The sequence below is a fragment of the Lysinibacillus composti genome (assembly GCF_016908465.1).
GTDB lineage: Bacteria > Bacillota > Bacilli > Bacillales_A > Planococcaceae > Ureibacillus > Ureibacillus composti_A.
On sequence record NZ_JAFBDY010000003.1, the window covers coordinates 19471 to 31361 of the forward strand.

Annotated in this window: 11 protein-coding genes; 4 read left to right on the plus strand and 7 right to left on the minus strand. The window is 36.0% G+C overall.

Annotated elements, in window-relative coordinates:
* Positions 1–12: 12 nt before the first annotated feature.
* From lpdA to pdhA, 4 genes are read right to left on the minus strand one after another with little or no spacing between them, the layout of a single operon-like run.
* Complete coding sequence (gene lpdA / locus JOD29_RS05365; RefSeq protein ID WP_124763615.1) at positions 13–1425, minus strand: dihydrolipoyl dehydrogenase; 1413 nt, start codon at positions 1423–1425, stop codon at positions 13–15.
* Positions 1426–1428: 3 nt separating this feature from the next.
* On the minus strand, positions 1429–2796 hold the full coding sequence (locus JOD29_RS05370; RefSeq protein ID WP_124763616.1) for a dihydrolipoamide acetyltransferase family protein: 1368 nt from the start codon (positions 2794–2796) through the stop codon (positions 1429–1431).
* A 22-nt stretch (positions 2797–2818) separates the two neighbouring features.
* Positions 2819–3796, minus strand: a complete 978-nt coding sequence (locus JOD29_RS05375; protein WP_124763617.1) for an alpha-ketoacid dehydrogenase subunit beta — start codon at positions 3794–3796, stop codon at positions 2819–2821.
* Positions 3797–3799: 3 nt separating this feature from the next.
* Positions 3800–4912: a pyruvate dehydrogenase (acetyl-transferring) E1 component subunit alpha gene (gene pdhA / locus JOD29_RS05380; RefSeq protein ID WP_124763618.1), complete on the minus strand. Its 1113-nt coding sequence runs from the start codon at positions 4910–4912 to the stop codon at positions 3800–3802.
* A gap of 395 nt (positions 4913–5307) precedes the next feature.
* On the opposite strand from pdhA, the gene def reads away from it, so the two are divergent.
* Positions 5308–5862 carry a peptide deformylase gene (gene def / locus JOD29_RS05385; protein ID WP_124763619.1) on the plus strand — a complete coding sequence of 185 codons (555 nt, stop codon included), beginning with the start codon at positions 5308–5310 and terminating at the stop codon, positions 5860–5862.
* 121 nt (positions 5863–5983) lie between these two features.
* On the opposite strand, the gene JOD29_RS05390 is transcribed toward def, so the two are convergent.
* The gene (locus JOD29_RS05390; protein ID WP_124763620.1) at positions 5984–6754 is read right to left on the minus strand and encodes a Cof-type HAD-IIB family hydrolase; all 771 of its coding nucleotides are present in this window, start codon (positions 6752–6754) and stop codon (positions 5984–5986) included.
* A gap of 468 nt (positions 6755–7222) precedes the next feature.
* Here JOD29_RS05390 and JOD29_RS05395 point away from each other — a divergent pair, with 468 nt between their 5' ends.
* Both JOD29_RS05395 and rnjA read left to right on the plus strand, forming a co-directional pair.
* A complete protein-coding gene (locus tag JOD29_RS05395; protein ID WP_124763621.1) occupies positions 7223–7432 on the plus strand; it encodes a DNA-dependent RNA polymerase subunit epsilon in 210 nt (69 codons plus the stop codon).
* Between the two features lie 6 nt (positions 7433–7438).
* Positions 7439–9106 (plus strand): ribonuclease J1, encoded by a 1668-nt coding sequence (gene rnjA, locus JOD29_RS05400; RefSeq protein ID WP_124763622.1) that lies wholly within the window; start codon positions 7439–7441, stop codon positions 9104–9106.
* Between the two features lie 212 nt (positions 9107–9318).
* Here rnjA and JOD29_RS05405 read toward each other — a convergent pair whose 3' ends face one another.
* Positions 9319–9978, minus strand: coding sequence for a potassium channel family protein (locus tag JOD29_RS05405; protein WP_124763623.1), 660 nt, complete (start codon positions 9976–9978; stop codon positions 9319–9321).
* A 69-nt stretch (positions 9979–10047) separates the two neighbouring features.
* Positions 10048–10818, minus strand: coding sequence for a class I SAM-dependent methyltransferase (locus JOD29_RS05410; protein WP_124763624.1), 771 nt, complete (start codon positions 10816–10818; stop codon positions 10048–10050).
* A 226-nt stretch (positions 10819–11044) separates the two neighbouring features.
* On the opposite strand from JOD29_RS05410, the gene JOD29_RS05415 reads away from it, so the two are divergent.
* The gene (locus tag JOD29_RS05415; RefSeq protein ID WP_420844544.1) at positions 11045–11791 is read left to right on the plus strand and encodes a DUF2935 domain-containing protein; all 747 of its coding nucleotides are present in this window, start codon (positions 11045–11047) and stop codon (positions 11789–11791) included.
* Positions 11792–11891 lie beyond the last annotated feature (100 nt).

The following is an 11891-nucleotide window of genomic DNA, read 5'->3' on the forward strand; positions in this document are numbered from 1 at the left end:
TTTATGTTTCAATTATTTAGAAATGATGTGGATTGGATTGCCAAGTAATACTTCAGCAGTTTCCATTGTAATCTCACCTAAAGTTGGGTGAGGGTGAATAGTTAATGCGATATCTTCTGCAGTCATACCGCCTTCGATTGCTAAGCATAGTTCAGAAATCATATCAGAAGCGCCAGCACCTACGATTTGAGCACCTACTAATAATCCATCTTCTTTACGCGCAACAAGTTTCACAAAGCCTTCAGTTTGGTTTAATGCTAAAGCACGACCATTCGCTGCAAATGGGAATTTCGCAGCAGTTACTTCTAAACCTTCTGCTTTAGCTTGCTCTTCACTGTAACCTACAGTTGCCATTTCTGGATCTGTGAAGCATACAGCTGGAATTGCTAAATAATCAACGATTGAATGTTCACCAGCAATTGCTTCTGCAGCAACTTTACCTTCGTAAGAAGCTTTATGAGCAAGTTGTGGTCCAGCAACGATATCACCAATTGCATAGATGTTTGGAATGTTTGTACGGCATTGTTTGTCAACTTTTAATAATCCGCGTTCAGCAAATTCGATTCCAATTTGTTCTAAACCGATTTCATCAGTATTTGGACGACGACCTACAGTTACTAATACATAATCTGCATCAACTGTTTTCTCTTCTCCAGCAACTTCATAAGTAACAGTTACACCGTTTTCTGTTTCTTGAACACCTTTTGCAGATGCATTAACTTCAATTGTAACACCTTTTTTCTTAAGGCCTTTTTTAACAATTTGAGTCATTTGTTTTTCGAAGCCAGCTAAAATATCTTTACCACCTTCGATAATTGTTACTTCAGTTCCAAAGTTTGCAAAAGCAGTTCCTAATTCAGTACCGATGTATCCGCCACCAATTACAACTAATTTTCCAGGTAATTCTTTTAAGTTAAGAGCACCTGTAGAATTTAGTACACGTTCAGTATATTTGAAAGTTGGAATTTCAACCGGACGAGAACCTGTTGCTAAAATAGCATTCTTAAATGTATATGTTTGAGCTGAATCTCCGTTGATTACACGAACAGTGTTTGCATCAACAAAGTATGCTTCACCTTGTACAGTCTCAATTTTATTACCTTTTAAAAGTCCAGCTACGCCGCCAGTTAATTTATTTACTACACTACTTTTGAATTCTTGTACTTTTTCAAAATTTAGTGTAACTTCAGAAGCAAAAACACCCATGTCTTCTGAATGTTTTGCATTTTCAAAGCGATGAGCAACCGAAATTAAAGCTTTTGAAGGAATACATCCAACATTTAGACATACCCCGCCCACTGTATCTTTTTCAACGACTGTTACTTTTTGTCCTAATTGAGCTGCACGAATTGCTGCAACATAGCCTCCAGGGCCTGCACCAACTACTAATGTGTCAATCTCGATTGCAAAATCTCCTACTACCATTATTTACGCCTCCATTAATAAAAGTTCCGGTTCACTGAGCAAACGTTTCAAGTGATTTAAAGCGTTTTGCGCTGTTGCACCGTCGATCATACGATGATCGAAGCTCAATGATAATGCTAACACAGGTGCAGCTATAATTTCACCATTTTTTATTATTGGTTTCTCAGAAATTCTTCCGATTCCTAAAATTGCTACTTCAGGGTGGTTAATTACTGGAGTAAACCATTGTCCTCCTGCAGAACCAATATTCGTGATTGAACATGATCCACCTTTCATTTCATTAGGTGAAAGTTTACCGTCACGAGCTTTTGTAGCTAATTCATTGATTTCTGCTGAGATGGTAAATACTGATTTACGGTCAGCATTTTTAATAACCGGAACTAGTAGTCCTTTATCTGTGTCTGCTGCAATACCTATATTATAATAATGTTTTTGAATAATCTCGTTTGTTGCATCATCAAATGAACGATTGAACTCTGGATACTCACGTAATGTTGAAACTAAAGCTTTCACTACATACGGTAGATATGTTAACTTAATACCTTTATCTGCAGCAACTGCTTTGAATTTTTTACGATGAGCAACAAGTTCTGTTACGTCTACTTCGTCCATTAACGTTACATGAGGTGCAGTTTGTTTTGAATGTACCATTGCCTTCGCAATAGCTTTACGAATACCAGAAATTTTTTCTCTTGTTTCAGGGAATTCACCTTCAAGATTTACAGGTACATTTGTTGTTGGTACTGTAACTTCTTGTTCAACAGTTTCTGCTACCTCAGCATTAACAGCAGTTTCAACAGTTGCTGAAGATGTTCCGTTAATATAGTTCTCAATATCTTCTTTTAAGATACGCCCATTCTTACCTGTTCCATTTACAAGATGAATATCAATTTCACGTTCACGAGCTAATTTACGAACGGAAGGCATTGCGATGATGCGTTTATTTGAATCAACCTCAACACTTTGCGCTGCTGCTTGTTCAGTTTGAACTGGAACCGGTGCAGGAGTTGGTGTTGGAGCAGGATTCGTATTGATTTGTTCGTGACTCGCTTGTACGGGTGCTGAAACTTCTGGTGTAGCGTTTGATTTTTCTTCCTGGTGATCATCACCCTTAAACTGAAGGTTTTCGTATCCAGGTGCATCGATTCGAATAATTACATCTCCTACGACTGCAACAGAACCTTCATTAACTAAAATTTCCTTAATTGTTCCTTCTACTGGCGAAGGCATTTCAACGACTGCTTTATCATTTTGAATTTCACAAAGCACATCATCTTCTTGAATTTTATCTCCTGGTTTTACGAACCATTTTACGATTTCACCTTCATGTATACCTTCCCCAATGTCAGGCATGCGGAATTCAAAAGCCATATTTTTCACCCTTTCAAGTCAATTAGAATGTTAATACTTTTTTCGCTGTTTCTAAAATATCCTTATAGTTCGGAAGCCAAATATTTTCTGCTTGTGGGAAAGGATAAATCGTATCAGGCGCAGCTACACGTAATACCGGTGCTTCTAGGCTTAAAATTGCACGCTCTGTAATTTCAGCTACGACATTTGCAGCAATACCTGCTTGTTTTTGAGCTTCTTGTACAACGATTGCACGATTTGTTTTTTCTACTGAAGCAATAATTGTTTCAATATCTAGTGGTTGAACAGTACGTAAATCTACAACTTCTACTGAATAACCCTCTTTTTCTAACTCTTCAGCAGCTTTCAAACTTTCATGAACCATTAATCCATATGCAAAGATCGATAAATCTGTACCTTCACGTTTTACATCCGCTTTACCAAGTGGAATTGTATATGATTCTTCTGGTACTTCTTCACGTACTGAGCGATATAATTTTAAATGTTCTAAGAAAATAACTGGGTCATTATCACGAATTGATGAGATTAAAAGTCCCTTTGCATCATACGGAGTAGAAGGAATAACTACTTTTAACCCTGGTTGTTGTGCCATTAATCCTTCTAAACTGTCTGAATGCATTTCCGGTGTATGAACGCCTCCACCAAATGGTGAGCGAATTGTTACTGGCATATTAAACGTATTTCCAGTTCTATAACGATAACGTGCTAATTGACCGCTAATTGAATCCATTACTTCAAAAACAAAGCCAAAGAATTGAATTTCAGGAACTGGACGATAGCCTGTTAATGATAACCCAATCGCTAGACCACCGATTCCAGATTCAGCAAGTGGTGTATCAAATACTCGTTCCACACCAAATTCCTTTTGCAGTCCTTCTGTTGCGCGGAATACACCGCCGTTTACACCAACGTCTTCGCCAAAAATTAATACATTTTCATCATCTTTAAGTTCACAGCGTAACGCATCCGTAATCGCTTGAATCATTGTCATTTGCGCCATAGGTTATCTCGACTCCTTCTCTACATAAATTTTAAATTGTTCTTCTAGGTTGCGAGGAAGTTCCTCATACATATTTGAGATCAGATCAGTCACCTTTTGCTTAGGTGTTTCGTCTGCTTGTTTGATTGCAGCTTTAATTTCTTCTTTTGCAAGTTCAATTACTTCAGTTTCTTTTTGTTCAGACCATAAACCTTTTCCTTCTAAGTATTTACGGAAACGAACGATTGGGTCTTTTGCTGCCCATTCATTGTCAATATCTGAAGTACGGTAACGTGTTGGGTCATCTCCTGACATTGTATGTGGACCATAGCGGTAACACATTGTTTCAATTAACGAAGGACCTTCACCATTTATAGCACGATCACGAGCATCTTTTGTTGCTACGTATACAGCTAATGGGTCCATACCATCAACTAATACACTTGCAATTCCTGCTGCAATCCCTTTTTGCGCTATTGTTTTTGCTGATGTTTGAACTTCACGTGGCGTAGAGATTGCGAATTGGTTGTTTTGTACAATAAAGATGGCTGGAGCTTTAAATGCACCCGCAAAGTTAATTCCTTCATAGAAGTCACCTTGTGATGAACCACCGTCACCTGTATATGTGATTGCTACATTTTTTGCACCACGTTTTTTAAGACCTAATGCAACACCCGCTGCTTGTACATATTGAGCACCGATAATGATTTGAGGTGGCAATACATTTAATCCTTCAGGCATTTGATTTCCAACGAAATGTCCACGGCTAAATAAGAATGCTTTCCATAATGGTAATCCGTGCCATACAATTTGTGGTACATCACGATAACCAGGTAAAATCCAGTCTTCTTTTTCTAATGCATAATGAGAAGCTAATTGTGAAGCCTCTTGTCCAGCTGTAGGCGCATAGAATCCAAGTCTACCTTGTCTGTTTAATGATATAGAGCGTTGGTCTAAAATTCTTGTATACACCATGCGTGTCATTAATTCTACTAATTCCTCATCGGATAAATTTGGATTAGCTTCCTCATTAACAATTACTCCATCTTCATTTAAAATCTGGAACATTTGGAATTTATCTTCAATCTCGTTAAGTGTTTGTTTCGGATCAAAATTCTTTGCGATATTTTCTCCCATGTGACACCTCTCCTTTGTTCTGTATTAAAATTTTTCAATTTAATATTGATACAACCTTTAGATAAATTCAGTATATAGAAATAATTACATTCGGTCAATCACTGAAATCATTAAAAATAGCACTTTTTTTCTCGATTAAACAAATTATCATTTTTTACCTCTGTTATAGAATTGTTTTCATCTGTATTAACACAGAGATGAAAAACACCATTATTCTCTATATACTAATCCACAATATTCATTGTTGCCCATCTTCACAAAAGGTTACACTTGCATATAATGAAAATAATCTTTTGTGAAGCAAAAACAAAAAACATATGATATTTTTTAATAAGTCATTTAAAATATTTAAACGAGATGCATACATAATAAGTAATTATGAAAGGAAGTATATTATGATTTTAATGGAGGATATCATTCGTGAGGGTCATCCAACTTTACGAACAAGAGCAGAGGAAGTGAAGTTTCCTTTAACTGATGAAGACCGAAAATTGGCTAGCGATTTACTTGAGTATTTAATTAATAGCCAAAATCCTGAAATGGCTGAAAAATATGGTTTACGTTCTGGAATTGGTTTAGCTGCAAACCAAGTAAACTCATTAAAAAGAATGTTCGCTTTACACTTGGAAGATCATAACGGGGAACTTTTAAGCTTTGTGGCGATAAATCCTAAAATTGTTAGTCATTCAGTTGAAAAATCATATATCCCATCTGGTGAGGGCTGTCTTTCAGTTGATCGTCAGGTGCCAGGATATGTTCCGCGTCATGCCCGTATAACGGTAAAATTCTTTACAGTAGACGGTGAACAAAAGAAAATTCGTCTTAAAGGTTTACCTGCTATTGCTTTTCAGCATGAATTAGATCATTTAAACGGGGTCATGTTCTATGATCACATTAATAAAGAAAATCCATTTGCAGAAGTCCCTGATTCTGTACCATTAGGTGAATAGGTTAAAAAAGGAAGGAGATGTCAATTGAAATTGACATCTCCTCTTTATGTTTATTTCCTGAACCTTTACCAACCTTAGATTTTTCACTTCATCGCCTTGTTGCCATCTTTTACTACACTGGTTAAATAATGTTTAAGTCTTTCATTACTTTAGCTAATCCATCGCGGTCAACATGATCCGCTACTACATCTGCAATTTCCTTTACTCTATCATGGCCATTGCCCATCGCAACTCCAGTTCCTACTGCTTTTAACATCTCTATATCATTCAAGCCATCACCAAATGCAATGGCATTAGATATTGGAATATCCATTTTATTCAATAGCATTTGAATTCCTCGTGCCTTTGAACCTTCTTTTGGTAGGATATCACATGAGTAACGGTGCCAACGAACAAAATTCACATCAGGAAAAGTTTCTTTATAAAGCGCATCATCCTTTTCTTCCATAAAAATTAGTGTTTGATATACGATATTTTTTTCATAAAATGTTGGATTTATCACAGGATAAGGGAAACGGAGAGCATTCATACTTTCTTGAATAAAATCATGGTTAGGTTCTGACGCAATCATTTGCTCTGCATCTAAAAAGACAACAGGGTGTTTTCTTTCGTTTCCAAATTCGATAATATCGGATAGTTGTTGTTTTGAAACACCATCTGTAAAGATCACTTCCCCTTTATAAACAACATATTGTCCATTAAAAGTAACGTATGTATCAATCTCTAATTCATCTAATATTTCATCAATCATAAATGGAGCTCTACCTGTAGCAATTGCGATTTCATATCCATTTTCTTTTGCTTGAGTAATTGCCTTTTTTGCAGAAGCTGGTAGTTGCTTATTTAAATTATAAAGTGTCCCATCTACATCAAAAAATAAAATTTTTTTCATTTAGAGAACAGTCCTTCCAAATTATATTTAGTCTGTAAATATAAATTACTTTACACACAACTAAAATTATATTATAATATCACCAAGGAGTGATGTGCCATGTTAAAACGACTCAAAAAGAAAATTTTGAAACGATTAAATGGCGTCCTCGGAAAAAAATCGATTGCTTAAGCCCTTCTATTTTGAAGGGCTTTTCTTTATTTTAAAGGAGTCACATGATAATATAAAGGAAATGCATTTTTATCAAATTTACCCTGGCAAATTTGCGCCCAGATTTTACCCAAGCATACACGGGTATTTCCATTAAAAATCTGTAGCATCCGCCGGTGGCTTAACCTTATACAGTCGAGGTTAGTAAACAACGAATTGTAATCTCATTACTTATAATAGTGGGACACTTCTACTGTATGAGTTAAATTTATGGAAAGTTAAAAATGCAAAATTGTACGCTTCAAAAGGAGAGAAATTATGATTTACAAAGTTTATTACCAAGAAAATGCTAATGAAGTACCAGTTCGCGAAAATACGAAAAGTCTTTATTTAGAAGCATCTTCTGAAAGAGAAGTCCGCCAATATTTAAAAGACCGTAACTACAACATTGAGTTTGTTCAATTACTTGAAGGTAAATATTTAGAATATGAACAAGCTAGTCCAAATTTCCGACTGGAGAATGCATAATTCACTATGAAATTTGTTAGAAATGATCAAGCTGCTGTTTTTGCTCTAGGCGGACTGGGCGAAATCGGTAAAAACACTTACGCAGTACAATTCCAAGATGAAATAATCGTTATTGATGCAGGGATAAAATTCCCTGAAGACGATTTATTAGGTATTGACTACGTAATTCCTGACTATACGTATTTAGTACGTAACGCAGACAAAATTAAAGGTTTATTTATTACGCACGGACACGAAGACCACATTGGCGGTATCCCTTATTTACTACGTCAAGTAAATATCCCCGTTTATGGTGGAAAGCTTGCTCTTGGTTTACTGCGTAATAAATTGGACGAGCATGGTTTGCTAAGATCTACAAAATTAATTGAAATTAAAGAAGACGATGTTATTAAATTTAGAAAAACATCTGTCAGCTTCTTCCGTACAACTCATAGTATACCGGATGCTTACGGAATCGTTGTTAAAACACCTCCTGGAAACATAGTACATACTGGAGATTTTAAATTTGATTTCACTCCGGTTGGTGAACCAGCTAACTTAACAAAGATGGCTGAAATAGGACGCGATGGAGTTCTATGCTTGCTTTCGGATAGTACAAATGCTGAAGTACCAAACTTCACTATGTCAGAGCGTAAAGTAGGCGAAAGCATTCACGATATTTTACGAAAAGTGGAAGGTCGTATTATATTCGCTACATTTGCATCAAATATCCATCGTCTACAACAAGTAACTGACGCCGCTGCACAGTATGGTAGAAAAATTGCAGTTTTTGGTCGTTCAATGGATAATGCTATTTCAATCGGACGTGAACTAGGTTACATTACTGCGCCGAAAGAAACATTTGTCGATGCACAAACAATTAATCGTTTACCTGCAAATGAAGTGATGATTTTATGTACTGGTTCACAAGGTGAACCAATGGCTGCATTATCACGAATTGCAAACGGTACACATCGTCAAATTCAAATTCAACCTGGAGATACTGTTGTGTTCTCTTCATCACCAATCCCAGGTAATACAATGAGTGTTAATAAAATTATTAATCTACTGTTCCGTGCAGGGGCTGAAGTTATCCATGGTTCATTAAACAATATCCATACTTCAGGACACGGTTCTCAAGAAGAACAAAAGTTAATGCTTCGATTAATAAAACCAAAGTTCTTCATGCCGATTCACGGTGAATACCGTATGTTAAAAATGCATACAACTCTCGCAAATGATTGCGATGTTCCATTAGAAAATACATTTGTTATGGAAAACGGTGATGTTCTTGCTTTAAGTGCAAATGAAGCACATGTAGCTGGACGTATACCTTCTGGAGACGTGTACATTGATGGAAGTGGTATAGGTGACATTGGAAATATCGTTTTACGTGACCGACGCATTCTTTCGGAAGAAGGACTTGTCATTGTTGTCGTAAGTGTTGATATGAAGAAACAAAAAATTGTTGCTGGACCAGATATTATTTCTCGTGGCTTTGTTTATATGAGAGAGTCAGGCACTTTAATTAGTGAAGCACAGAAAATGTTAAATTTACATTTAACTGAAATGGTTCAAGAAAGATCAACCCAATGGACTGAGTTAAAAAATGAAATTACCGATATTTTAGGGCCTTACCTATTTGAAAAAACAAAACGCCGACCAATGATTTTACCAATCATTATGGAGGTATAGAAATGCAGAGAACGCCCGTTTAGCTCCGCGTCTGCGAAAACGCCACGTCCTGTGGCATCGCAAACATGACTCACGTCGTGTGAGCCTCAACAACTGGCCGACAAAATCGCGACATCATGTCGCATTGTCGGCACTTCTTATACGCTATCTCTATAAATAAAAAGGGTTGTCGATTCATCGACAACCCTTTTTTTATGTGCAGTATATTATCATTAACTCATTACCTTTTTCACAAATCGGTTAATATCAACAACTGCTCCGATTACAAGCAATATATCATTAAGTAAAATCTTGTCATCTGCTGAAGGTGAAATAATAATTTGTTCGCCTCGTTTGATCCCAACAATGTTAATGCCATATTTAGCACGAATATCTAAATCAATTAGTGAATAACCTGCAAGTAGGTCATTTGCTCGAATCTCCATAATGGAATGTTCATCTGAAAGTTCCAAATAGTCGAGAACATTATTCGAAATCATATTATTTGCAATACGAATTCCCATATCTCTTTCTGGATGAACGACATGATCTGCTCCTATTTTTCTTAAGACCTTCTCATGGTAATCGTTTTGTGCTTTTACAGTAATTAACGGGACACCAAGTTCTTTTAATATTAATGTTGTTAAAATACTTGCTTGAATATTTTCACCTATTGCGACTATTACATGTTCAAAATTTCTGATACCTAATGATTTCATTACTTCTTCATCTGTTGTATCAGCGATTACTGATTGTGTTGCAATTTTTGAGTATTCATCTACTCGCTCTTGCGACGAATCCAGTGCCATTACATCAGCACCAAGGCGAACTAACTCCCGTACTATGCTCCCACCAAATCGCCCTAATCCTATTACGACAAATTCTTTTTTCATATTTACCTCCGCACTAATTCTTCGATGTACATATTTTAACCTTAGTGCATAATTTTGTACAAACTTCTGTTATTCTTTAACACCTATTACACGAATTCTTTTATAATCTGCAACCCAAGTTCCCTCTTGATATAGAACTGGTCTTAATGCATCCTCTATCCTGGCAATGATTTTAAATTGCTGTTCTTCTTCAATTCCGGTAAAAAATTGACTACCAAACATATGAATCCAGTTACTTAATCCATCTTCCCCCACAAGAGGAGTAGGTCTGTCATAATGCTGTGCGAATGTCACTCTAAAGCCAACCTCCTCCATTAATGCGGCGTACTGTCCAATACTCGGAAAATACCAAGGGTTGTTTTCTGGCTTAAATTCAATACCCTCATTGATGATTTGCTTTACAATTTCATTTGTAATCAGTTGGACATTGCCCTTCCCACCAAACTCTGCAACAAATCTTCCACCTTTCTTTATGCTTTTATAAATACATGCTAAAGCTTTACTTGGTGGTTTTACCCAATGAAGAGTTGCGTTTGAGAAGACCGCATCAAATTCATTCATATATTCCAAATTGGTCGCATCTTTTACTGAAAAGTGAATAGTTGAATATTTACTTTTTGCTTGGGCAATCATATTTTCTGATTTATCGATACCAACGACTGTAACACCTTGTCCATCTAGTTTATTAGCCAAATCTCCTGTTCCACAACCAAGATCTAAAATTCTTTCACCTTCTTTAGGTGCTAGTAATTCTACTAAACTATTTCCATACTTTGAAACAAATGAATGACTTTGATCATATAAGTTGGCATTCCAGTTATCCTTCGAAGTTTGTATCATGGCAATTCTCCTCCCAATGTAATAAGTGTATTATAATGGAAATACCAAAACATGTATATTTCCTAAAAATCATCATGCTTATAACTTTTATTTATAAATAAAACCAACTCTGTCCTTGAGTTCCTTCTATTTTTTTCCGTTATATAAGTCCTCCCTATCGAATAGATTAGTTTGAATCGGAAAAAAAGGAGATGTTAACAACTTGTCAAATTATGTTAAAAGCTCTATGTTGGAACATCAATTTTGGCTTCAAGTGTTAAGTGACCATTCTCGTTTTATACACGATTCCCTCTATCCTTCTCAAAAAGATGATATTGCTAAAGCAAATTTCTTTATTCAACTCTTTGATCACCTTCTTGCTCAAGTTAATGAACTTAATGAAATCACTGCAATCACGTTCTCTAACAAATGTGAAGATGCGGCCAACCAGTTAAAGGTGTATAAGTTATCCATTATTAAACGTCATTTACTTGCAGAAATGAAAATCCATTTGACCCCAACCTTCATCAATCATATGGTTAATGAACTAGAAGAATACCAACGGGTGTTACGCTATCTTAAACAAGGCAAAGTTCCTCCTATTTTGCATGAGCTACATCATCATTTACTTTGGCTGATCGATGCATCAGGACATGCAGGTGCCATCGATGCTCGTATGGATGCAGTTGAAAAAAGATTAAAGCAAAAAAGTAGAGAGTTTACAAAACATTTTGAGGAGTTTTACTTAAAAGCGGTAGAATTAGCAGGCTACTTAAGATCGAATGTCAACAAATTTCCTGCTCTATATAAATTTAATCATGATGTAGAAGTTGAAATTGGCTTATTTAAAACATTTTTATTTGAACTTGAACAAATGGAATTAAGTGCAGAAGTATTAGGAACTTTTTCTGTATCGATGGCAGATCATATGCAAAGAGAAGAACAGTATTATTTAATGAAACTAGCAGAATCCGAAAAAATCGGGAAAAGGTAAAATTCTATGGTTGTTCCATTCCCCCTACTATTAATACGAAAATAATAAAGTGTAGACTCATCTACTAGTCTACACTTCTTTAACGTAAAGGTTGAATATG

Bases quoted from the DNA above. Each gene is read 5' to 3' on its own strand.
- lpdA (WP_124763615.1), bottom strand. From the start codon at position 1,425: ATGGTAGTAGGAGATTTTGCAATCGAGATTGACACATTAGTAGTTGGT.
- JOD29_RS05370 (WP_124763616.1), bottom strand. From the start codon at position 2,796: ATGGCTTTTGAATTCCGCATGCCTGACATTGGGGAAGGTATACATGAA.
- JOD29_RS05375 (WP_124763617.1), bottom strand. From the start codon at position 3,796: ATGGCGCAAATGACAATGATTCAAGCGATTACGGATGCGTTACGCTGT.
- pdhA (WP_124763618.1), bottom strand. From the start codon at position 4,912: ATGGGAGAAAATATCGCAAAGAATTTTGATCCGAAACAAACACTTAAC.
- def (WP_124763619.1), top strand. From the start codon at position 5,308: ATGATTTTAATGGAGGATATCATTCGTGAGGGTCATCCAACTTTACGA.
- JOD29_RS05390 (WP_124763620.1), bottom strand. From the start codon at position 6,754: ATGAAAAAAATTTTATTTTTTGATGTAGATGGGACACTTTATAATTTA.
- JOD29_RS05395 (WP_124763621.1), top strand. From the start codon at position 7,223: ATGATTTACAAAGTTTATTACCAAGAAAATGCTAATGAAGTACCAGTT.
- rnjA (WP_124763622.1), top strand. From the start codon at position 7,439: ATGAAATTTGTTAGAAATGATCAAGCTGCTGTTTTTGCTCTAGGCGGA.
- JOD29_RS05405 (WP_124763623.1), bottom strand. From the start codon at position 9,978: ATGAAAAAAGAATTTGTCGTAATAGGATTAGGGCGATTTGGTGGGAGC.
- JOD29_RS05410 (WP_124763624.1), bottom strand. From the start codon at position 10,818: ATGATACAAACTTCGAAGGATAACTGGAATGCCAACTTATATGATCAA.
- JOD29_RS05415 (WP_420844544.1), top strand. From the start codon at position 11,045: ATGTTGGAACATCAATTTTGGCTTCAAGTGTTAAGTGACCATTCTCGT.